Source organism: Candidatus Protochlamydia sp. W-9 (genome assembly GCF_001950615.1).
Lineage (GTDB): Bacteria > Chlamydiota > Chlamydiia > Chlamydiales > Parachlamydiaceae > Protochlamydia > Protochlamydia amoebophila.
In genome coordinates this window covers 1-23,621 of sequence record NZ_BCPZ01000179.1, presented here as the reverse complement: position 1 = coordinate 23,621, position 23,621 = coordinate 1, and the positions used below count along the sequence as shown (strand labels likewise).

Here is a 23,621-nt window from a genome sequence, read left to right as displayed (position 1 = left end):
TTTAAATTAAACATAAGTCTCATGTGGAACGCATAATATAAGAAGGTAAGCTTTTTTCGGCAAGTAAAAAGTCTTTTTTAAAATTTTCAAAAAATAGACCAATTAAGCCAAATTTAATTCATTATTCTTGGAAAATTACAGAGAGGAAAAAGGAAAATATAAATTTTTGTTCGCATATTTAATGCTTTTTCGCTAATAACGAGCTTCCATCAAGAAAATGCTTTTTTAGTACTAATTTACAAACTCAACTTAAATATGCGAAGAGGAATAAGAAGCAAAAAATTTTGTTTTTTGTCACCTGCTTATGTTTAAAATGAGTTACAAATTGAGATAATCACATATGTTAAATTTTCGAAAGCTAAAACACGATTTTTCACCCTCCGTTATTAAAGAAGGGAAAACACTTCAAGATAAAGGAATGGTCGTTTCTGTTAAAATTTTAAACTTAAAACCCGATGTAGTGCGATTGAGCTGTCGCGTGATGGGGAGTTTTGATAATTCGTATGAATCAGAGCTTGAAATTGATAGAAATGAATCAGTGATTATTGATTCCGATTGTGACTGCACTTATAAATATGATTGTCAGCACTTAGCAGCTGTTTTGTTTTATTTAGAAGCTCATTTTAATGAAATTCTTGTTGCTTATTCTAAAGAAACAGATTTAGAAAAAGATGTTAGTGTTGATGACCAGGAAAAAGAAAACTTGAGAGAAACATTTAAAGAAGCAGAAACTAAAGAGCATGCGAGGCAAGGTAAGAAATTCCAAAAAGAACTTTTAGCAGAATATATCAATGCTTCTCAGGTTTTAGGGCAATCTTCATTTTTTCTTCCTGAAGAAGAGATTATCCAAGATAAGGCGGAATTGGCTGTGATCTTTTTAAACCCTCAGAAAATGACTGAACAAGTTGAAATTCAATTAGCGCTACGTCTCCCTTTTCGCTCAAAAGCTTTAAATATCTCTCAAATTAAACTTTTTATCGATGCTATTCGTTATAATGAAGCTCTATACATTGGTAATAAAAGATACTTTTTTTCACTTAGTTCTTTTGATGAAGCCAGTGCAGAAGTTCTCAAGCTGATTATTGATTTTGCCAGATTTATTGATAAAGGAGATAAGCAACAACGATCGGCATTTATTGATACGGAAGCTTTTGGAACCCTATTAGCTGTTTCTTATGGGATTGCTGAATCAAAGTTTGCTTTAGCAGGCTCTTTGAATGAATTAGAAACAGAGCTTTATCCGATGCCTTGCATGTATCGCGGTACTTTAGAAGAACCTCTTCGATTAGCAATTAGTCCAGCACTTCTAAGATTTGAATTAAACTATTTAGAAGTTAATGCACCAAAAGTGTTATTGAAACCAAAAATTGTTCTACAAAATGAAGCGGTTATCGATTGTGATGAAGCGATATTATTTGAATGTGCAAAACCAGGTATGATTCACGGAAATACCTATTATCGTTTTCAACCTTTGATAAAAAGGAAACATTTGCGTAACTTACCTTCTATCCGAGATATGACGATTCCGGAACCATTATTTGGTACTTTTGTAGAAAATTCTATGACAGAGCTTTCTCGTTTTGCAGAGATTGCTAATAAAGAAATGATCGAGCGGTTTGTAACACTTCCTTTTGTCGAAAAAGTAGCAGCAGAATGCGATATTCAATATTTAGACGGAGAATTAGAAGCTTCTTTAAATTTTGTCTATGGAGGTGTCAAGGTTCCAGCAGCTTCTTCCCAATTAAAAGTATCTCATATTTCCACTTTTGTGACTCCTGAAGGGATTTTAGCACGCAATTTAACAGAAGAACAAAAAATTATTGATCTTCTATTTCAAGATTTCGTTTATGATCCATCTCAGGGCCTTTATAGTGCTAAAAATGATAAGAAAATTGTCGAATTTATGACAGAGGTTATTCCCGCTCACCAAGATCAAGTAAAATTCAACTGCCCTGAAAATCTTTTGGATCAATTCATCTATGACAATTCCGTATTTCATTTGAATTTAAAAGAATCGAATCGAATTGACATGTATGAAGTCGAGGTCAAAGTTGATGGTTATTTAAATAATGTGACGGTTGATTTGCTTTGGGATTGTTTGTCATCTAAACGAGCTTTTATTGAATTGTCAGTCAAAAAAGGAAGTAAACGTAAATCTAAAACTGAAGAAAAAGGAACATACAAAATTCTCATTTTAGATTTAGAAAAACTTGCTCCTGTTGTTCAAATTTTCGACGAAATGGGAATTAATCGTTTAGATGAACATAAAGAATTACGACCTCTTTGGAGTTTAGCTAGTTTAGATATCGAACAATTTGCTAATTTGCCAATTCATTTTTCCATGTCTGATAAACTAAAAGAAATTCAACAACAAATGTTAGGAAATCTTCCTTGCCCTTCAAGAGAGATACCAAAAACGATTAAAGCATCTCTTCGTAACTACCAAATTGATGGAATCCACTGGTTGAATCGATTAAGAGGCATGCATTTGAATGGGATTTTAGCTGATGACATGGGACTTGGTAAAACCCTCCAAGCCATTATTACCTTAACGCAATATAAAATGGATCATCCGAAGCAGCCTTCGATTGTTGTATGCCCAACTTCCTTAGTTTATAATTGGCAGGAAGAGATTACTAAATTTAATCCTAAGCTAAAAGTTTTGCCAGTTGATGGGAATCCGAGCCAAAGGAAAAAACTTTTAAATGATCTCGATTATTATGATGTCATTATCACTTCTTATACCCTTCTTCAAAAAGACATTGAATTTTATAAGACAGTTCCATTTGGCTATATCATCTTAGATGAAGCTCAACACATTAAGAATCGCGGCACTCGAAATGCCCAATCAGTCAAAATGATTCAAGCAGCTCATCGCTTGATTTTAACGGGTACCCCTATAGAAAACTCTTTAGAAGAATTATGGAGCCTTTTTGATTTTCTCATGCCAGGACTGCTCAGTTCTTACGATCGTTTTGTGGAAAAATACATTCGACAATCGACAATATCGCAAGGGGGTAAAAATCTGGATAATTTACGTCGTAAGGTGGCTCCATTTATTTTAAGAAGAATGAAAAAAGATGTACTAGATGATTTACCACCGGTTTCGGAAATTGTCTATCACTGTCATTTGTCTAATATTCAACAAGAACTTTATCGTTCTTACGCGGCTTCTGCTCGTGAGGAATTGTCCCAGCTCGTGAAAAAAGAAGGATTTGAGCGCGTTCAAATTCATGTTTTAGCGACGTTAACAAGATTAAAACAAATTTGTTGTCATCCAGCCATTTTTGCCAAAGATCGGCCAGAGAATGGGGATTCTTCTAAATATGAAATGCTTCTTGAATTGTTGCAAACTTTGATGGAGAGTAAGCATAAAACAGTTATTTTCAGTCAATATACTCGAATGTTGAATATTATGCGTGAGGATTTAGAGAAGCAAGGCATTCGATTTGAGTATCTGGATGGTTCAAGTAAAAACCGATTGAGCATCGTCAAGAAATTTAATGAAGATCCGAATATTCCTATCTTCTTAGTTTCTTTAAAAGCCGGAGGATCTGGACTTAACTTAGTCGGAGCCGATACTGTCATTCATTATGACATGTGGTGGAATCCAGCTGTCGAAAATCAAGCAACCGACCGTGTTCATCGTTTAGGACAAAAAAATTCTGTGTCTTCTTATAAGTTGATCACTTTAAATACAATTGAGGAAAAGATTTTAGAACTTCACAATCGCAAAAAAGGATTAGTTAAAGAAGTGGTTAGCCGTGATGAGGACATGATGGCTAAATTGACTTGGGAAGAAGTCTTAGAACTCCTTCAAACTTAATCATCAACCTTTTAAATTTATTCTTCTCCATTCTTCTTAGCAGATCTTTTTGATTATCAATAAGATCTGCGTATTTCCAATATACGATGATAAATTAAACAAATTAGTTAAACTGAATTTTGGGTTTCTGCCTTTGGTAATGAATAAGAAGAATAAAATTTAAATGACAAAAGACTTCCACATGATTTAAAACATTTGTTTTCATTAAAGTTTAATAACCTGAATTTTGGGTTTTTAGGCAGCCATTAACAACAAGTGATGCTGCTCTGATAAATTTATAGATGGCTTTTTAGGTTGGTGAGTATAAGCAACAATCCTAGCTAATAGATTAATTAAAAAATTTCCGGTTTGCAGCATCTAGATTTAAGCCATTGCGGAGGACTTACCGATGCAGGATTGATCCATTTGAAACTCTTGACGGCTTTGCAGCGTCTAAATTTAAACAGTTGCGAGAACTCACCGATGCAGGATTAGCCCATTTTAAAATTTTAGCAGATTCACTCAATTTAAAAATTATTAAAACCTTCAGTTGAGATTTTAAATGGGTTAGGAAAAAATCATAGATGCTTTACAAATTACTTTGAATATGAAAATTGCAAGTTAACTTTTTATTTTTTGCGTCATTTTTGGAAAAATCTGAGAAGCATTCATTCTTAAAAAGAAGAGTAGCTGTTTGATACAATCCCACTTTATTATAAGAAGGAAAGGGCTAAATATTGAGTGAGATTCAAAGAAACAGCCTTATTTAATTTATAAAGAAGAGATGAGCCAATCACTTTAAACAGAGGCTTAGCTTTGATCTCAGCAAGTGTTACTTTGAAGCCCTTTTTGATAAAAAACAATCTGCTTCTTGGATTGCTTTTTTATAGTCAAATTGTACGTCTTATCAGACAAGTATAAATTCTACGGGCTTTTTCTGTTATGCTCTAAAGACTAATGCTATTTACCTTAAAATTTCTTTAATCTATTAATAATTAAAGATACATATCATCACAGTTAATTCATTCAGTTCAGGTAAGAAAAAAGCTCTCTAGAGATAAATTAAACCCTTTTGTTATTTTAAGGTTCAAATTCTGAGCTTATTTCATCAGTAGCTGTGTCAATAGTTACATTATTAAATGCATTAATTTTTTCTAAATCTTCTACAGGGACAAAAGCACCTACGGTTTTTCCATTACGAGTAATCAAAAATCTTTAGCCTTTATATTTTGCTAAGTTAACACATTCTGATAAGTTTTGGCGGAATTCTACGAAGCTCATTACTTTTGCTTTTCCATATCATTAACCTATATACTTTTTAACTAAATTTAACTATTTATTAGATAACACGTTTATGAATATAAAAATATAGTAAATAATTGCATTGGTAAATAGGTCATCATATCTCAAATGATATAAATTGTATTTAGTGATAAGGTAAACTATTTAACTAATTACATAAGTGTACATATTTAGCAATCTCTAAAAAATTATTCTAAGTTCCGATAATCCATTATTATCGGTAGTTAGAAAAAATAGAAAAATAGACAATGAAAAATCAAAGTGTTAGCAAAATTTAGGTCGGTAAAGATGGTCAATATGGAAAATCAGTTAACAATACAAAAAATTGAGAATTTTGAAGTTGGCGAATATCTTGATTTGGTCAAAACAGCAAAAGAATAGGCGACTTTTGCAAGGTCTTTTAATACTAACAAATCTTATCGATCTGACTGGAATGATTTTGTTTTTTGGTGTCAGGAAAAAAATTTAAGGTCATTACCAGCTTTGCCTCAAACGATTGTCGTCTATTTGATTAGTCGAGCAAATAACGCATGGGTCAATCAACAAGGGAAATTACAAAAACCTCTCAAAATTTCTAATTTAAGCCGAAGACTTACCTCTATTAGCCAAGCTCATAAATTAGCTAAACAGCCTTTCGACAAAAATTGCCCCGAAATACAGGAAGTTTGGAAAGGAATAAAAAATAAATTAGGATCTGCCCAAACCCGTAAAGACTCGATTTTACTAAATGATTTACGCAAGATGATCGAATCAATCAATAATGACAATAGTAAAGCAAATTCGTTGTCAGGAATGCGTGACAAGGCTTTATTGTTACTGGGATTTGTAGGCGCATTTCGAAAATCAGAATTAGTTTCTTTAACGATTGATGACACTAAATTTGTTAGAGAAGGCTTGCAAATTACGCTTAGGAAATCGAAAACGGACCAAGAAGGGAAGGGGAGAGTCATTGCTATTCCTTATGGATCAAACATTCTCACTTGCCCTGTCAGAACTTTAAAAAATTGGATTAATTGTTCTAAAATTAGCGAAGGGCCATTATTTCGACCGATCAATCGGCATGGTCAAATCATGGATAAAGCTCTAACTTCCAAATCCGTCGCATTGATTATTAAGAGGAACAAACATTTAGAAAAGCAGAAACATTTATTCTCAGGACATAGCTTACGGGCTGGATTTGCTACAACCGCTGCCATCTTTGGTGTTCCTGAGCATCTGATCATAAAGCAAACAGGCCATAAAAGCTCTGATACCATTAGAAGGTATATTCGATTGGGAAACATGTGGACGGAAAATGCCGCCACTAAAATTGGTTTATAAGCTTAATTTCCATCCTATAATACATCTTATAGTGGATATTTTTATTAAATAAGCGTCTCAATGGAAATTAGTCAACTTTAATGGAATTTTATCCTTGATTCTCCTAGGACAAAGTACGCTTTTATTTTCGGCGCCAGAACTCCTTCTTTTTTATGAAGGTTCTTTTACCTATCAATTTCTAAATTGAGTGAAGCTGCTACAGTTTTAAAATATGCTAATCCTTCATCAGTGAGATTATTACATTGGCTTAGACCTAGATACTGCAAACTCACTAAAGGTGTCAAATGGGCTAATCCTTCATCAGTGAGATTATTACATTGGCTTAGACCTAGATGCTGCAAACTCACTAAAGGTGTCAAATGGGCTAATCCTGCATCGGTGAGTTTCCAGCATCCCGCCAGATCTAGACGCTGCAAACCCACTAAAGGTGTCAAATGGGCTAATCCAGCATCAGTGAGTTTGTAACATCCCGCCAGATCTAGACGCTGCAAACCCACTAAAGGTGTCAAATGGGCTAATCCAGCATCGGTGAGTTTGTAACATCCCGCCAGATCTAGACGCTGCAAACCCACTAAAGGTGTCAAATGGGCTAATCCAGCATCGGTGAGATTCTCGCACCAAATTAGATGGAGATACTGCAAACCCGTTAAGGGTTTCAAATGCCTTAAACCTGCGCCGGTGAGATTTTTACAATCGCTTAGATTGAGAGACTGCAAACTCGTTAAGGGTGTCAAATGGACTAATCCGGCATCGGTGAGTTTCTGACAACCGCTTAAACCTAGATGTTGTAAAGCGATTAAGGGTGTCAAATGCGTTAAACCTGCGCCGGTGAGCTCATCACAATTGCTCAGATATAAATGTTGTAAAGCCCTTAAGGGGGTCAAATGCGTCAATCCTGCATCAGTAAGATACATCCATCCACCCAGATTTAAATGTTTTAAAGCCACTAAAGTCCTCAAATGGGCTAATCCAGCACGGGTAAGTTTCCAACAGTCACTTAGATCTAGATGCTGCAAAGCCAGTAAGGGAGCTAAATGCGCCAAACCAGCATCAGTGATTTTAGTGCACCTGTTTAGATTGAGATGCTGCAATCCCGTTAGGGTTCTCAAATGCGCCAATCCATCGTCCGTAATAGCCTGGCATGACATTAAATGAAGCATTTTTAAATTTTTACAGTCTTTTAATGCTAAGAGGTGAGCATCGGTTAAATAAGCATTGTTTGAAAAATCAAGGCTTTCTATCCCTCCTTCTATCTCATTTGAAAATAAATTTAAAAATTCTTCAAATTCCGTTAGATCATCGATCTTGTTTAATAATACACTCACAGCGGCGCATTCTAAATAGTTTTTCAAAGTGTTTAATCGACATTGCTGCGTGAGATTTAAAAGTTTTTTTAAACTGACTAAACTTTCTTCAGTGAAGTTAAAGGGTTCAAATCTCTGAGATTTATATCCCTCTACCAGCTGTGCTTCTAAATTTTCCACCACTTCTGTCAGTTCATAATAAGCGGCTAGTTGAATGGTGGAAGTAATCTCTTCTAAAGGAACATTAAAGTTAGCATCCGTCAGGCAATTGAGCAAAAGCCTAAAGTCTTTTTGTGTTAAATCGAGAGGGTGTTGCAGGGTTTCTTGAAATTTCCCCGACCACAGATTGTTAAAGTAGTGCGATTTTTCCCTTAACAAAGCTAGCTGAGAATGAGAAATAATCAGAGAAGTTCCCTCTTGAAAGCTTAGTTGAATTTCTTCAGATGAGGGTGAAAGAGCGGAAGCTGGAATCGTTGGCGCACTAGTTTCTTCTAGATTAGACAAAGAATTGTCTAAGGGGGTATTTTCATTCTCAAATTGTTCTTGTTGTCGATTTATCTCATTTAGTTGTAATCGTAACACTTCTTTAAATTGAGCATTTTCATTGGTAAGATTCTTAATTTTTCGTTTAAGATTAATGTTTTTATTTTTCAGATTCTGAACTTCTTCATTACATGTCGAAATTAATTGAGAGGCGTCATCAATTCTTTTTATTAATGCTGTATTTAATGCTGCATTTTTCTTTTCTTGTTCTAGAGTTTTCTTTTCCACAGCTTCTTCAATTAATTTCATGAATTGATCTGGTGTATAAACGTCAAAAGTTTGAAGTTGCATAATATCGCGACTTTTAGAAATGTTTAAATTTAGCCTAAAAAGCTAGTTGTGTATATATTTACTTGGCTATCCATATCAGAAGTTATTTATATGACCAATAAAAAACTTTACTTTCTTTTTAAACCAACAATTTTTTTTATTTCAAGAATAAATTTACATTTATTTAATTATTGTTAGTTTTTATTGGATCAAATATTTTCACTTATCCTTTACGAACCTTAAAAGATTAGCTTGTTTGTTTTAAAATCATCGAAGAAATATTATTTCGACTGATCAATCCGCTTAAGTCAGATAATTGATAAAGCTCTGACTCCTAAATTCGTCGCATTGATTATATCAAGCGAAACAAACGTGTAGAAGATCAGAAAAGTTCTTTTTCCTAGGTATATTCTACAGGCTGAATTTGTTACAACAGCTGCCATCTTTGAGTACTCCCTTAACTTAGTACAAAAAGACCTTAAAAATGATGATAAAAAACCTCTAAAAAGTTTTGGCTATTTGGTAACAACCTTGAGAGCGTAAAACTCTTCCCAAGGGGGACATACTGAGCCATTTATACGGCAAGTTTTAAAGAAGCTCTTTACGTGTTACACGTCTTTCAAAAAAATCAAAGAGTGGAATTAAGATGCCTAAACAAGATATTGATTTAATTGAAAGAAGATGGAAAGATGCACAGCGTATTCATAATGAGCTAACAGTGAACGATCCATTAAAAAATATTTCTCAGATTGAACAGACACGCCACAGAAATACCGGAAATTTTTAATTAATTAGATTAGCTGGGATTGTTGCTTATACTCACCAACCTAAAAAGCCATCTATAAATTTAGCAGAATAACATTGCCTATTGTTAATAGCTGCCTAAAAATCCAAAATTCAGGTCAATTAAGATATTTTAATGAATTGTCAAAATTGAGACTAAAATTTTTTAAATATTTCCTTTATTTATTAAAATTTGTGGTAATTTTCTTAATAAATCAGAACTTGAAAAAAACATCAAAGCTCAATCTATTGAAAAATTAATGGTTTTTGAGAGACTTTTCTGGCAAAATTGAAAGGCAAATAATATACCTTATACAATTTAACCATTCAAAATTCAGATTAACAGAAAAACTACAAATTATAGAGGCATAAGGGGGAACAACATGGAAAAACAACTGCTTGTTCTTGGGTTAACGAATCATTTAAAAATTTATTATGTAGTTAAATTAAAATAAATTCCAACACCACAGATAATGAATAAGGGATTTATAGCAAACAACGGGGGGTTGAATCCCGATGGGAAAAACAATGACTAAAAAAAATCAAGCCAGTTTTACAGGCATGGCTAATCAACTATATCGTTCTGCATTTGGACAGCTTAATAAGTTTAGAGGGGTTTTTTCTAACGATATAGGGATCGACCTAGGAACTGCCAATACACTGGTTTTTGTGAGAGGAAAAGGAATTGTTTTGGCTGAACCTTCCGTGGTTGCTGTCGACTCGGTGACAAATGAGGTATTGGCTGTTGGTCATAAAGCTAAGGCGATGCTTGGTAAAACACCTCGTAGAATCCATGCTGTAAGGCCTATGAAAGATGGTGTTATCGCCGATTTCGAAATTGCAGAGGGAATGCTAAAAGCTTTAATCAGAAGAGTAACACCTTCACGGAGTTTATTCAGACCAAAGATTCTTATTGCGGTTCCTTCCGGAATCACAGGTGTTGAAAAAAGGGCAGTTGAAGACTCGGCTCTTCACGCTGGGGCCCAAGAAGTTTTTTTGATTGAAGAACCGATGGCTGCGGCAATTGGTGTGGACCTTCCAGTACACGAAGCTTGCGCGAGCATGATTATTGATGTTGGAGGGGGGACAACCGAAATTGCGATTTTGTCGCTTGGAGGAATTGTTGAATCTCGCTCGTTACGCATTGCAGGAGATGAATTTGATGAATGTATCATCAATTATATGAGACGTACTTATAATTTAATGATCGGTCCTCGTACGGCAGAAGAAATAAAAATCACCATTGGTTCAGCTTATCCGCTTGGTGGAAATGAATTGGAAATGGAAGTGCGTGGGCGAGATCAAGTTGCAGGGTTACCTGTTACTAAACGCATTAACTCTGTTGAAATTCGAGAATGTTTAGCAGAACCTATTCAACAGGTTGTGGAAAGTGTTAAATTGACTCTTGAAAAATGTCCTCCTGAATTAGCTGCTGATCTTGTTGAACGAGGAATGGTGTTGGCCGGAGGTGGCGCACTGATTAAAGGTTTAGATAAAGCTTTAATTAAAGAGACAGGTTTACCTGTTATTGTTGCCCCTAACCCTTTATTAGCTGTTTGTTTAGGAACAGGAAAAGCCCTTGAGTACTTAGATAAATTTAAAAAACGTAAAGCAATTTGAGTTTTTTAAGAGGAATTTTTCAGCATGAAATATGAAGAATTAAAACCTTGGATTCAAGAAATTGCTGAACTTTGTCAACCTCAAATTGTGCATATTTGCGATGGGTCTGAAAAAGAATACGAAGATTTATGTGCTTTAATGGTTAAAAAAGGAACTTTGATCCCATTAAATGCAGCTAAACGTTCTCAAAGTTATTTATGCCGCTCAGATCCTCATGATGTGGCTAGAGTTGAAGATAGAACGTTTATTTGTTCTAAAAATTCTGAAGATGCTGGACCTACTAATCTGTGGCGTGATCCTTTAGAAATGAAACAAACTTTGCGGACCCTTTTTAAAGGTTCAATGCAGGGAAGGACGCTATATGTGATTCCATTTTGTATGGGTCCTTTAGGTTCTAAGATTTCCCATTTAGGAGTTCAAATTACTGATTCACCCTACGTCGTTTGTAATATGCGATTAATGACGCGCATGGGTAAACAAGTGGAAGAATTATTACCAAATCAAGAGTTTGTTCCCTGTCTTCATTCCGTCGGAATGCCTTTGAAAGATAATTTAAAAGATGTCCCGTGGCCTTGTTCTAAAGATAAATATATTGTTCATTTTCCTGAAAGTCGTGAAATTTGGTCATTTGGAAGTGGTTATGGAGGAAATGCTCTTTTAGGAAAAAAATGTTATGCTTTGCGAATTGCTTCTGTGATGGCTCGCGATGAGGGATGGCTAGCAGAGCATATGTTGATCTTGGGCATAACAAATCCTCAAGGGAAAAAAAAATATTTAGCAGCTGCCTTTCCCAGTGCTTGTGGAAAAACAAACTTAGCTATGATGAAACCCACCTTACCTGGTTGGAAAATTGAAACAGTTGGCGATGATATTGCTTGGATAAAATTTGGGGAAGATGGACAGTTATACGCGATCAATCCAGAAGCTGGTTTTTTTGGTGTAGCAAGCGGAACAGCCATGCAATCAAATCCCAACGCCATGTTGACGATTGATCGTCAAGCTATTTTTACTAATGTAGCATTGACAGATGAAGGAGATGTGTGGTGGGAAGGGATGACAGAAACGCCTCCTCAGCATCTAGTCAATTGGTTAGGGCATGAATGGACACCTCAATCTAAAGAAAAAGCAGCTCATCCTAACTCTCGTTTTACAGTTGCCGCTAAACAATGTCCGATTATTGATTCTAAATGGGAAGATCCTAAGGGTGTCCCCATCTCTGCAATTTTATTTGGCGGACGACGCTCACATACCATCCCTTTAATTTGCGAAGCTTTTAATTGGCAGCACGGAACTTTTTTAGGCGCTTCTATTTCCTCTGAGACGACAGCAGCTTCTACAGGAGAAGTGGGTAAGCTTCGTCATGATCCTTTTGCAATGCTTCCTTTTTGTGGATACCATATGGGAGATTATTTTAATCACTGGTTGAAAATGGGCCTAAAAAAGGGGGTTAAGCTACCCAAAATTTTTTACGCAAATTGGTTTAGAAAAGGAGATAAGGGGGATTATCTTTGGCCTGGCTTTGGAGAAAATTGTCGAGTGTTAAAATGGATTTTTGAACGCACTTCCGACAAAGGTAAAGCCATTCGAACACCGATTGGGTATCTACCAACCGAAGAATCAATTGATACACAAGGGCTTGTTCTCAAACCTCAAGTGATGAAAAAACTTCTTCAAGTCGATCGAGAAGCTTGGCAAAAAGAAATACAAGAGATTAGACACTATTTTACCCGTTTTGGGAATAAACTTCCTCAAGCCATTCAAGAAGAATGGCAGCAATTAAAAGATCGCTTTAATGGATAAATGAATTTAAATGATGTCCCTTGATCCTTCTCCTCTTAAAAAAATTAGACGTTTAAGCCAAGCTTTAATGATAAGTGGTGCATTAAATATTGGAGTTCTTGGCTTTTTAGCTTATTGGGTTATGCGAGAAAGGCCTCCAACTCCTTATTGTGAACTTAAACCCATTGAAGGATCCAGGCAAATTTCCCTTACTGATGAAAAGGGGATTGCTGAGGTGATTACACATCTTTTTAAACTTCCTTATTGGGAATTAATCAGCCGTTTAGAGCATCAATCTGTGATAGAAAACGGCTATGCCGAAAGAGATTTAGCGCTTGCTTGTCTTGTCACTTTTCACGATTTTGATTTATTACGTGCATTACCGCGACAAGCTCAACCTCAGCAAAAAAGGGAATTTGTATGGAAACTGCACCCTTCAGAACCTCCTTTGATTTTGACGGTCTACCCTAGCTTGACTCAACAGCAATATGATCAAATTATCCATTTTGCAAAAACTGAGCAATGGCCCATGACTTCCAAAGGATTATTTAAATTACTGAAAACACAAAAAAAAGACTCCTTAATGGACACATCTCTTGCAGAAGCTTTTTTTTTAACACCAGAATTTTGGACAGTAGAAATTTTGTTTAATCGGCTTGAGACATCTCTTTCTAAACAAAATATTTTAGATATCTTGGTAGAAAGCGATTGGGAAGAGTTCAAAAAATTTGTTGAACAGCAAAGACAAAAGCATGATTTGTCTGATGCACGCCGACATAAGTTTTTATTAGATTATATCCAATTAGGATCTTCTTCAGCTGCCTCATTTCTTGTCAAAACAGACTTTGACTTTGCAATAAAAAAATTGACAGATGCTCAAGTCATCCTTCTTTTGCAACTTTTAAAAAATAAGACAGAAACGAATGTTCGATTTGCTAAAGAAATGCTTAGAAGTCCTCGCAGCGCTAATGTTTGGAAGTATGCAGCAGCAGCTCTCTATGCTTATGAAGGAGAAGCGCCTATTTCCTGGAACTATGAAATTGCCTTAGCTCGTTTTTTGCCTGATCAATTACCCCTTCAAAAAAAAGAACCTCAAACTAAAAGTCAGGGTATTTCCGTTGTTTCTAAACTTGTAGAGACCGTATCACCTTTAAAGGCTTTAACTAAAGAGAATGTGTCCGAAAAGAAAAACAAAAAAACCGTTGCTTCGACACCAAAAACTACTCTTAAAAATGCAACAAAACCTTCTAATTCTTTAATAACAACAATGGTTACTAAAGATGCCCCTAAAAAAGGAACATTATTATTTTCATCCAGCCAACCTTCCCCCTATCTAAAACAGCGTTTATATACTGTACAAGATGGAGATTCCCTTTGGAAAATCGCCAAACAATTTAGCGTTGAAGTAGATGTTTTAAGAACGTACAATCAATTATCATCCGATGCCATCCGTCCAGGAACTGTCTTAAAAATTCCCTAAAAGTTAAGAAATTTCGATTTTTTAGAGAAATTTTAAGAAAATTAAGGATAGAATTAGGAAGAAATAAATGGGAGAAGCTATTAAAGCAAAATAACAGGTTTGTAAAAAAATAGATTTAGAAAATATCAAACATGGTTGCACTTTTACTTTTTCCAGTTGATCCTCTATCAGAGTAAAATCATTAGAATTTGTCAAATTGTATCAATTTTTTATATTTGCAAATACCAGAGCAAATTTATCAATGATAAACTAGCAAATCCCTTCTCAACTCTCTCCATGTATAACGCCACTCAAAAGATTGTTTAAAATGATTTAAATTTTCTTTGGCATCTAAATAACCAGGTTTAAGAGAAAGGGCTTTTTCCCAACAAAATCGAGCATCTTGCCATTGTTGACCTTGAGCAAAAATATTTCCCAAATTGTTATAGCAAGCCGCATTTGTTGTATCTAAGAGAAGGGCTTGTTCGTAAGCGCTTTTTGCAGATTTCCTATCTTGTAATTTTACAAAGCAATTTCCTTCATAAAATCGAGAAAAAGAGTCGTTGAGTTGTTGAAAATAAATCAAAGCTTGAGGACACCTTTCTTGATTAAATAAAATTTTACCTTTTAGCAAAGTCTTTTCATCCCTAGGGAAAGAAGTTTGATCAACAATCGCTTCAATTTTCGACTGGGTATATTGTTGAATCACCTTTAATTCCGCTTGCCTGTGAGCTTTTAAATGATTAGAAAGATTATTTAGATGTCTTCTGTAGTATGTTAGAGGAAGGTTAATATATTGAAATCGATAAAAATGAGCTAACCGAATCATGAGCTCATAATCTTCCGCATGAACAAAATGTTCATGATAAGGATGTGAAGTTAAACATTCTCGTTTGGCCATGATTGTACTAGGCCCTGGAATGACATTTCGAAAAAGAAGTGTGGCTAAAAAATTTTCTGGATTGATTTCTTGTCCATGCATTTCTCCGATTGTACTGCCATTGCTATCGATTAAAAGAAGGGCAGTATAAACAATATCAAGTGTAGGATTTTCTGTTAAAACCTTTAATTGAACGGCAATCCTTTGAAGATCCATCCTATCATCTCCATCAAGTAAGCACAAGTACTCTCCATGCGAAGCCGCAATTCCTCGATTACGAGCAGCAGAGGGGCCTTTGTTAGTTTGATATAAATATTGAAAACGAGAATCTTTTTGACAGAATTCTTGGCAAATAGATGCTGTACCATCTGTTGATCCATCATCGACGATCAGAACCTCGAAATTAGAATAAGTTTGTTGTAAAACACTATTGAGAGATTCAAAGATAAAAGGAACTTGGTTAAAAACGGGGATAAGGATGCTGACTAGAGGAGAAGAATGCATAAACATTTTCCAATTGATAAATCCAAAACCAATTAAATAACATACAGTATTATATCAAGTCCATCGTTGAGATAATTTCTCTAATCAACTGTAGAAATCGATTTTATTTAACCGATTTTTTCTTAGAAAGAATGGTGCTTTCAGGAACTGGATCATGACCGCCCGGGTTCCAAGGGTGACAACGGCAAATGCGTTTTACTCCTAAATAAGCTCCTTTCATGGCTCCGTGTTTTTGTAAAGCAAGAATCATGTATTCAGAGCAGGTGGGATAAAAGCGGCAAGTTAGTCCTAGTAAGGGACTTAAGGTATATTGATAAAAGCGAACAAAATAGATTAATAGTTTTTTTATCATGACAACTTAAATAACTTACCTTATGTAAACAAAAAGACGACTACAAGTAGTCGCCTTAAACAAAGGAGTGAGTGTTGTTAATTGCGTTTCTTAGGTCGAATGGGCTAAGAAGTCACAAATAACTGGAAGACTAATTTCAATCGGCCAAGGCATTTGTTCAGGTATTGGTTTAGCAAGAAGCTGTCCAGAAAAATGCTCTTTATCAGATGAAAGATATTCGGGAACAGAGCGTGCTGGATTGTCTAACGCTTCTGCAATAATTTTGATTTTACGTGATTTTTCCTTAACAGAAATCACCATTCCAGGTTTGACTTGGAAAGAGCGGCGGTCAACTTTTTTTCCATCGACAAGAATATGACCGTGAGCAACGAGCTGTTGAGCTGCAAAAATTGTGTGGCCAAATTTCAAACGATAAACAAGGTTGTCGAGTCGGCATTCTAGCATTTCGGCAAAATGACTAGCTGTATTACCTTCTAAGCGAAGAGCTTTTTTGTAATAAGCCACTAATTGCTTTTCACTCAACATTCCATAAATTGCTTTAAGTTTTTGTTTTTCTTCTAGTTGAAGGCCAAAGTCAGACTTTTTACGCCGGCGAGCACCGTGTACGCCTGGTGGATTTGGCTTATGTAGAAGAGGATTGCGTGCGCGCCCAAATATATTAACACCATAACGTCGGGCAATACGATTTTTGCTACCTGTATAACGAGCCATTTGTTCTCCTAACGATTTCGAGTGCGACCGATGGTTTTAATGATCGCAAGTGCGAATTATGGCAAAAGAAATGATTTTTTTGCAATCAGAATTAAATATTTTCCATTTTTTATGAAATAAGAGAATTTTTATGTTTTTTTATTAATTGAAATAATTAGTTGTGGTTAATTAAAATGGTTAATTAAAATATAGATATAGTTACATTTAAAATAATTATTATTTTATATATATTTCAATAATTGATGGTTTTGTTAATTAACAAGATAAAAAAGAGTTCGTAAAAAATAAACGGATAGAACTGATCTTTATAGACAATTTTTTAAATCTTTGGGTGAAAAAATAGCAAATAAGGAATATAGGAGCAGAAGAGGAAGTAAAAAAATCTTTTTATCAAGTATATAAAGTCAATTTTCTAAATGCTTTTGTAAATAGTGATGCAATTCTTAATTTTTCAATTAGCTGCAAAAGTAGCAGTGGCTTCGGCTTTTCATAGTAGCTTTTTGTTTAGAAAAAATATGGATAGAATAATTTGAAGTTGAAGAAGTTAGAGTTAATAATGTGGATTCCAACTTTCAGAATAAAATTGGCAGCTTATCCCATGGCTTAGATTTTATTTTTGATTTTTAAAAATAAATTTTATTAATCCTGTAGAAAAATGAAGTGAAATGTTTTATAACCCGAACTTTGGCTTTATAGATGGCCTATTGCGTAGATTATATATTGCGTTATGTGAAAGCCTTTTAACGGTGAGAATAGATGGCAGAGCGATCAGAGTTTGAAATGGAAGAAAAAGAAGATGTGCGACTGGGGCAGGCTTTTAAACAATTTTCTTTGGAAACAGAACGATTGGAATTTGCTTATCAAAGTTTGCAAGAGCAGTTTAAAAGTGTTCAAAAAAGTTTGCAAGAGTCACATACGAAACATTCAGGAAAGCTAGCAGAATTAGATTTTGTCACGCGTTATTTAGAAACAATTCTTAACCATATCTCACAAGGAATCCTTTTTATTGATCTTAATGGAATTATTACGACTTGTAATACAAAAACGGAAGAAATTTTGAAAGTGCAAGCTAGTCGGCTTCTTTTTCATTCATTTAGTGATTGTTTTGAAGATATGGCCTTTGGATTTTCTATTCAGGAAGTTTTACAAACAAAAACTTGTCCTCGCATTTGTTTTGTGACACGAGCTTTAGAAAATGATTTAAAAATTGAATTAGAAATTGAACCAACTTTTGTTTCGATGAGTGAGCACTCTTTTCCATTAGATCATCGGCAACCTTCTTCCCCTCCTGTTCAAGGACTTTTAATTTTAATTCGTAATATCACAGAAGTTAGAAGATTGCAGCAAGCGGCTAATCAATACAGTCGTCTAAAAGAATTAGGAGAAATGGCGGCTCATTTAGCTCATGAAATTCGAAATCCTCTAGGAGGAATTAAAGGATTTGCCACCCTTCTTCAGCAAGATTTAGCAGATCGACCCGAACTTCAACAAATGGCTTATCATATTATCGAAGGAACCGATAGCCTAAATCATTTTGTATCAAGCATCCTAACATATACAAGACCCTTTCAAGCTCGTTTTGAACATGTCAATTTGAAAACTTATCTAGAAGAAATCGGACTTCTTTTACAAGCTGACGTGAGTTGGAACGCTTCATTCTCCTTCAATCTCAATACTCATCTACCAGATCTTGTCCTTTCAATAGACCCTCCTTTATTAAAATCAGCAATTTTAAATTTGTTGGTTAATGCTATGCAAGCGATGCCACAAGGCGGAAAAATCACTGTCTCGATAGAAAAAATGCAAGATGAAGTCATCATCATTATTTCTGATACAGGAATTGGAATTTCTAAAGAAAATTTAAATAAAATTTTTTCCCCCTTTTTTACAACCAAAGAAACAGGAACTGGTTTAGGGCTGGCAGAGGTTCAAAAAGTTATTCAGGCGCATCAAGGAACAATTGAAGTAAAATCTGAAGTTGGTAATGGAACTTCTTTTATCATCAAACTTCCTTTAAAAGTCGTTCAATAAATCATTCAATGTAAGGGTAAAATTATGACCATTGAAAAAATTTTAATTGTTGATGATGAATTGATTATGCGAAATTTTCTTACAGAAGCTTTAAAACGAAAAGGAATTGAAGCCATTGCCGCAGAAAACGGGGAAAAGGCTCTTAAAATTTTCCAAGAGCAATCTTTTGATATGGTTATCACAGATATGAAGATGCCTGGATTGAATGGTATTGATGTTCTTCAAAAAATTAAAGAACTATCTCCCCAAACACTGGTTATTGTGATGACAGCTTTTGGAACAATTGAAAATGCTGTAGATGCGATGAAATTAGGAGCTTTTCATTACATCATTAAACCGTTCTCCTTAGAAAGCTTAATGGCTAATATTGAAAAGGCCAATCAACACGTGGTATTAGTCGAAGAGAATCAATACCTGCGGCAACAAATTGGGGTGAGTTCTTCCCGTCATGTAATTGCTGAAAGTCCTGCAATGCAGCAAGTTTTAAAAGATATTGAAAGAATTGCTAAAAGTAATGCCAGTGTCTTTATTAATGGGGAAACCGGAACTGGAAAAGAGGTGATTGCGCATCTCGTTCATTATAGTTCTCCAAGAGCTAATCAACCCTTTATTAAAGTTAACTGTGCGGCAGTGCCTGATACCTTAGTAGAATCAGAATTTTTTGGGCATGAAAAAGGAGCTTTTACAGGAGCAGCTAATAAAAGGCTGGGTCGCTTTGAGTTAGCAAATGGAGGAACGCTTCTCTTGGACGAGGTGACTGAAATTCCTCTTGTTTTACAATCAAAGCTTCTTCGTGTAACGCAAGAACAAGAATTTGAAAGGGTAGGGGGAGCAAAGCCTATTAAAGTCGATGTCCGTTTGGTTTCTACCTCCAATCGTGATGTGAAAGAAGCTATTGCAAACAAATATTTACGAGAAGATCTTTACTACCGTTTAAATGTTGTTCCACTTTATCTTCCACCATTAAGAGAAAGAAAAGAAGATATTATTCCGTTAGCCGAGCATTTTATCGAGAAAATTTGCCAAGAAAATCATACCGAGAAGAAAAAATTAAGTGAGAGCGCACAAAAAAAATTACTCGCTTATCGTTGGCCTGGAAATGTTAGAGAACTTGCTAATGTCGTTGAACGATCGGTTGTCATGGATCCGGGTAAAATTATTCAAGGCGATCATCTTTATTTAGAGGGACCTGGGGTGAATGTCATAGCAGGAAAAACTATTCAAGAACTAGAAAAACAATTAATTGTAGAAACGTTGCAAATGCATCAAAATAGAACAAAAGTAGCAGAAACACTAGGAATTAGCGTTAAAGTATTACGAGATAAACTTGAAGAATACAAACTTGTCTAGTCACTACAAAATAATGATTTAATCGAGACATGTTGTTTGCAGGCAAATTAACTTTTACCACAAAGCTAAGCGGAGGAGGCTGAGAGGAATGAAATTCTATTTTTTTCTTTCTCTATTGCCTGTGTGAAAGGAAGATTTAAATTTTTATTCATTCTTCGAATGGCTAATTCCAGTACTTCTCTATTTAAAGGCTTTAAAGCGAGCTTCAATTTCATTTAACTTACCATTGACAAATTCATCTTTTATCGCTTGTTTTTCGGTATTATCCATTTGAATATTGTTTCGAATGGCATTGTCTTTGATTAATTCTTTCGCTAAGTCGTTCATCATTTCTGCGTAAGGATAGAGATTGAGTTTAGCAAATTTTTCTAATTGGTTAAGTTGTTCACGAATTGATTCTGAATGAATATCACCTTTCATGATCTGATCAAAATCGGCTTTAAATTTTGCATAATTTTTTCGATAATGATCAATAACTTCTTTTTGATAATCTTTGGCCTTAATTTTGCTATTCTCCGTGTAAATTTCTATTTCGTGATTAGGATTAAGTTGTTGAAAAGCATTTAAAAAAGTTGGAGTTTCAAAAAAATCAGACCATTTCTGTCTTTCGACTATTTGATCTCGGAAGGCGGCAAAATTATCTAATGCTTCAAACATCATTTTAAGTTTAGGGTCATTTTCTATCATTGTTTTTGTTGGTTCTCTTCCTGCTAAACGGCTCAATAATAAAATTAATCGATCATCTGTTGAACCTGGGATATTATTTTCTCCTTTCTTAGCAAGTTCAAACACGATTTCTGCTGTAACATGTAGGGCGTTGGAAATTTCTTGTTTATGGATATATTTGTTTAGTTTCAAATCCTGACTAGGAACAGCAAAAAGATGTCCATCTCTTAGAATTAAAATATTTCCTCTTGTATTAAAAAATGATTTTAAAGCGATAGATGTAGATTCGGATTGATGATTGACCAGAAAGGAAGCAATTTGTTGTGGAGTGGGTTTAGAACTTGTTTTCTTTTTATCTGCTTGAGAAATAGAGCCTGCTTTACTTCTAGGATGGATTTCCTCTTTCCTCGCATATAGTTGATCTTCTGAAGGTAATTTAGATTGTAAAATTTGTCCTATAATATTGAAATTGAGATTTTGATTTAACGGTAAAGCTTGAGCCTCATTTTCAATTCTTCTTTGTTGTTCTCCTAAAAGTTTTAATTTCTTCAAGTTTAATGAAATACCATCACTTTTTGTCTCAGGATTACCCTCGTCAAGAAATGTAAAGTCAGTTAGATAAACTCCTGTTTTTGGCATATAAGGAGTTGCTTTACTTTGAAGACCTTTATAGGCATCTCTAAGCGCTTTAGAATTAAAATCTGTTGATAAAAGGGTTTGAAGTTTGTTCAACGTAGCTTTAATCTCATCTGAAATAGGCTCTTTTTGCATAGTATTAAAGACGGGAGCTGCATTTAATCCTGCTGTGATTGCTGTTGTCATTTCATAGTTTCTAGGGTCGTCATTCGCAAAGCGATCTGCCATTTTGACGAAGGCCTCATAAACCCTCATGCGATCTTTTGAGGAATAAGTAGGATTCATAAGAATCTCTTGACCGACAAATCTAGCTATTTGATTAAAAAAGGCAATATTTGTTGTTATATTTGGAGCATTATTTCGTTTATCCTCAGCAGTTCCTTTATTCCATTTGAGCCCATGAAATTCTTCTGGCTGAATTGCTTTAAAAATTGCAGTAGAAGCATGATTTAAATCACTCATGAATGCGGAAATGAATTGTTCTTCTTCTTTTGAACTCATTTTTCCTTTTGCCAAAGCAGAAAATTGCTCGGAAAGTTTAATTGCAGGGTTAGCAACTTGCATTTGAGAGACAACATCAATTGGGGAATTACTTGGAGTTGTCAGAACAGAATTAAGGGCTAAAGCATATTTACCTGATAGATTTTCTCGAATTGTTTGATTTGTGTCCTTTTGAGCAAGTTCTAATAGCTCATGAAAGGCTTCTTTTTTTACTATTCCTCGTTTGACGAGTTGAACCGCAAAATCTAAAACCACTTTTTTTTCTTCAACAACTTCTGAATTGAGAGCGTATAAAGGATTTCCATCAGTTTTGGCTTGCTTTTCAAGTTCTGCATGCTTTTTAAAAACATCTATTAATGCCTTTGAGAGTATTTCGATATTACTCCCATCATCTTTTTTAATAAAATTCATCCATCCAGCTCCAAATAAAAAATCTTGCCTTAATTGAGTTTGATCTAATTGAAGAAGGAAAGAAACCAATGTTTCCATTGTTAAAGGTTTACCTTCGGTAGTTAAAGCAGTTTCTATTTTTTCAATATAAGTCTCTTGGCGTAGAAAAGTTGCTTTAGCTTGATCAATTTGGGCGAAAACGGCGTCAAATTCACTTTTAAACTTTGCTGATTTATCTAAGACATAAAGTTGTTTTAGAAGATTCGCTTTTAAATTTTCTAGTTGAGGAATATCGTTTTGAAAAAAAAGATTTTGCTCCAAACATATCTTTAATTGGGAGATCACTTGTTCGGCAGTTTTTAGTGCAGTTTCGCTTGTCCCTTTTCGAACTTTAAGACCGATTTGTCTTTCAATTAATTGAGGATGTCCATTTTTCATTGAAAGTTTATGTGATTTTTGTTTGGTACTCAGTTCATTTGTGACACTTATTAAAGAATCAAAATTTTGTCTATATAAGCTTTTGTCAGCTATTTGACTTGGTGTTGCATTTTCATATGTCTTTAGTTGATCTTGTAATTGAATTTTAAGAGAATCCAGTTGTTCAGCCCACATGATAGCTATTTTTTCAACACCTTTTCCCTCTAAACCCGGAAATTTGTGCGCATTTACAATATCTTTTAATTTTTTATCGATCCATTTTAGTTCGTTTTCTATGCTTTGTCGAGCTTCTACCTGATTCGGATTTTGAATAGCTTTAGCAAAGTTATCACTAATTTTACTATAAGCCAGTCGAACTGTTTCAAAAAATGCTTGTTGGTGAGAATTCATTTCTTTTACTGTCATTTTTGAAGAAGATTCTTCTACTTTTGAACGGTCTCTATTTATATTAGAACTAGGAGAAGCTTTTACCCACTTACTTGAAGGTTTAGCCTCTTCCAATTGTGAGGCGGATGAATTGGCTGGAGCCTGGTTGAAGACATTTTGACTTACATAATCGCAGAGTTCTGCATACATTTTTTGAGCAGGGTCGTTTTTATCGGCAAAAGTAGCAATTTGTTGCCCTTCTAAGTTTTGAATTCCTTTTTGATTAATACGAGCGCCTGCAAATTCACCGTTTAGGAGTTGTTTATTTAGTAACATAATAGCCACTTTACCAGACAAATGTTCCAAATCTGTGGATTGAAGAGAGAGGTTAGGATTAGCTAATCGGACATAAAATGTTTTTTCTCCAAAAGAAATAATTCCTGTGTTTGGAGTAGATTCAGAGGTTTTAATCGAAATTTTATGTTGAACTAGGAGATTTTTTTCAATGTTTGACAAGGTTGGAATTTGTACCTGGTGAGTAGGATTCATGTCATTATTCATTTATCCTCCTGGAAACTAATAATTAACTAATTTAATTAAATTTAATTATA

At 34.7% G+C, this 23,621-nt stretch carries 13 protein-coding genes and 2 pseudogenes; 8 read left to right on the top strand and 7 right to left on the bottom strand.

Translation table 11 applies throughout. From position 1 onward, the window contains the following. Positions 1-340: 340 nt before the first annotated feature. Positions 341-3,826 carry a DEAD/DEAH box helicase gene (locus BU804_RS05730; RefSeq protein WP_075883333.1) on the top strand — a complete coding sequence of 1,162 codons (3,486 nt, stop codon included), beginning with the start codon at positions 341-343 and terminating at the stop codon, positions 3,824-3,826. A gap of 234 nt (positions 3,827-4,060) precedes the next feature. Here BU804_RS05730 and BU804_RS12025 read toward each other — a convergent pair. Together BU804_RS12025 and BU804_RS15310 are read right to left on the bottom strand one after the other, a co-directional pair. Then, positions 4,061-4,171: pseudogene (locus BU804_RS12025) on the bottom strand (IS982 family transposase); the annotation flags it as partial. A 714-nt stretch (positions 4,172-4,885) separates the two neighbouring features. Further along, entirely contained in the window at positions 4,886-5,014 is a 129-nt protein-coding gene (locus BU804_RS15310) for a hypothetical protein (protein ID WP_255371571.1), read from the bottom strand. A 576-nt stretch (positions 5,015-5,590) separates the two neighbouring features. Here BU804_RS15310 and BU804_RS05725 point away from each other — a divergent pair. Beyond that, positions 5,591-6,427, top strand: coding sequence for a site-specific integrase (locus tag BU804_RS05725; RefSeq protein WP_226996147.1), 837 nt, complete (start codon positions 5,591-5,593; stop codon positions 6,425-6,427). 164 nt (positions 6,428-6,591) lie between these two features. Here BU804_RS05725 and BU804_RS05720 read toward each other — a convergent pair whose 3' ends face one another. Next, positions 6,592-8,565: a BTB/POZ domain-containing protein gene (locus BU804_RS05720; RefSeq protein ID WP_226996146.1), complete on the bottom strand. Its 1,974-nt coding sequence runs from the start codon at positions 8,563-8,565 to the stop codon at positions 6,592-6,594. A 694-nt stretch (positions 8,566-9,259) separates the two neighbouring features. On the opposite strand from BU804_RS05720, the pseudogene BU804_RS12015 reads away from it, so the two are divergent. The 4 genes and pseudogenes from BU804_RS12015 to BU804_RS14745 all read left to right on the top strand — a co-directional run. Then, a pseudogene (locus tag BU804_RS12015) lies at positions 9,260-9,403 on the top strand (IS982 family transposase); the annotation flags it as partial. Between the two features lie 485 nt (positions 9,404-9,888). Continuing rightward, positions 9,889-10,947: a rod shape-determining protein gene (locus BU804_RS05715; protein WP_162831837.1), complete on the top strand. Its 1,059-nt coding sequence runs from the start codon at positions 9,889-9,891 to the stop codon at positions 10,945-10,947. A gap of 24 nt (positions 10,948-10,971) precedes the next feature. Then, the gene (locus BU804_RS05710; protein ID WP_075883332.1) at positions 10,972-12,747 is read left to right on the top strand and encodes a phosphoenolpyruvate carboxykinase (GTP); all 1,776 of its coding nucleotides are present in this window, start codon (positions 10,972-10,974) and stop codon (positions 12,745-12,747) included. 10 nt (positions 12,748-12,757) lie between these two features. Continuing rightward, positions 12,758-14,206, top strand: a complete 1,449-nt coding sequence (locus BU804_RS14745; protein WP_226996145.1) for a LysM peptidoglycan-binding domain-containing protein — start codon at positions 12,758-12,760, stop codon at positions 14,204-14,206. Between the two features lie 238 nt (positions 14,207-14,444). On the opposite strand, the gene BU804_RS05700 is transcribed toward BU804_RS14745, so the two are convergent. From BU804_RS05700 to rpsD, 3 genes are all read right to left on the bottom strand, one after another. After that, entirely contained in the window at positions 14,445-15,569 is a 1,125-nt protein-coding gene (locus tag BU804_RS05700) for a glycosyltransferase (protein WP_075883330.1), read from the bottom strand. A gap of 103 nt (positions 15,570-15,672) precedes the next feature. Then, complete coding sequence (gene yidD / locus BU804_RS05695) at positions 15,673-15,921, bottom strand: membrane protein insertion efficiency factor YidD (RefSeq protein ID WP_079988626.1); 249 nt, start codon at positions 15,919-15,921, stop codon at positions 15,673-15,675. 90 nt (positions 15,922-16,011) lie between these two features. Next, positions 16,012-16,632 (bottom strand): 30S ribosomal protein S4, encoded by a 621-nt coding sequence (rpsD, locus tag BU804_RS05690; protein ID WP_039359831.1) that lies wholly within the window; start codon positions 16,630-16,632, stop codon positions 16,012-16,014. A gap of 756 nt (positions 16,633-17,388) precedes the next feature. On the opposite strand from rpsD, the gene BU804_RS05685 reads away from it, so the two are divergent. Both BU804_RS05685 and BU804_RS05680 read left to right on the top strand, forming a co-directional pair. Next, complete coding sequence (locus BU804_RS05685; protein ID WP_075883329.1) at positions 17,389-18,663, top strand: two-component system sensor histidine kinase NtrB; 1,275 nt, start codon at positions 17,389-17,391, stop codon at positions 18,661-18,663. A gap of 24 nt (positions 18,664-18,687) precedes the next feature. Next, entirely contained in the window at positions 18,688-20,013 is a 1,326-nt protein-coding gene (locus BU804_RS05680) for a sigma-54-dependent transcriptional regulator (protein ID WP_075883328.1), read from the top strand. 180 nt (positions 20,014-20,193) lie between these two features. Here BU804_RS05680 and BU804_RS05675 read toward each other — a convergent pair whose 3' ends face one another. Beyond that, a complete protein-coding gene (locus BU804_RS05675; protein ID WP_075883327.1) occupies positions 20,194-23,571 on the bottom strand; it encodes a RasGEF domain-containing protein in 3,378 nt (1,125 codons plus the stop codon). Positions 23,572-23,621: the final 50 nt, after the last annotated feature.

Excerpts from the sequence above, each read along its gene's own strand:
- BU804_RS05730 (WP_075883333.1), top strand. The coding sequence starts at position 341 with ATGTTAAATTTTCGAAAGCTAAAACACGATTTTTCACCCTCCGTTATT.
- BU804_RS05720 (WP_226996146.1), bottom strand. The coding sequence starts at position 8,565 with ATGCAACTTCAAACTTTTGACGTTTATACACCAGATCAATTCATGAAA.
- BU804_RS05715 (WP_162831837.1), top strand. The coding sequence starts at position 9,889 with ATGGCTAATCAACTATATCGTTCTGCATTTGGACAGCTTAATAAGTTT.
- BU804_RS05710 (WP_075883332.1), top strand. The coding sequence starts at position 10,972 with ATGAAATATGAAGAATTAAAACCTTGGATTCAAGAAATTGCTGAACTT.
- BU804_RS14745 (WP_226996145.1), top strand. The coding sequence starts at position 12,758 with ATGATGTCCCTTGATCCTTCTCCTCTTAAAAAAATTAGACGTTTAAGC.
- BU804_RS05700 (WP_075883330.1), bottom strand. The coding sequence starts at position 15,569 with ATGCATTCTTCTCCTCTAGTCAGCATCCTTATCCCCGTTTTTAACCAA.
- yidD (WP_079988626.1), bottom strand. The coding sequence starts at position 15,921 with ATGATAAAAAAACTATTAATCTATTTTGTTCGCTTTTATCAATATACC.
- rpsD (WP_039359831.1), bottom strand. The coding sequence starts at position 16,632 with ATGGCTCGTTATACAGGTAGCAAAAATCGTATTGCCCGACGTTATGGT.
- BU804_RS05685 (WP_075883329.1), top strand. The coding sequence starts at position 17,389 with ATGGCAGAGCGATCAGAGTTTGAAATGGAAGAAAAAGAAGATGTGCGA.
- BU804_RS05680 (WP_075883328.1), top strand. The coding sequence starts at position 18,688 with ATGACCATTGAAAAAATTTTAATTGTTGATGATGAATTGATTATGCGA.
- BU804_RS05675 (WP_075883327.1), bottom strand. The coding sequence starts at position 23,571 with ATGAATAATGACATGAATCCTACTCACCAGGTACAAATTCCAACCTTG.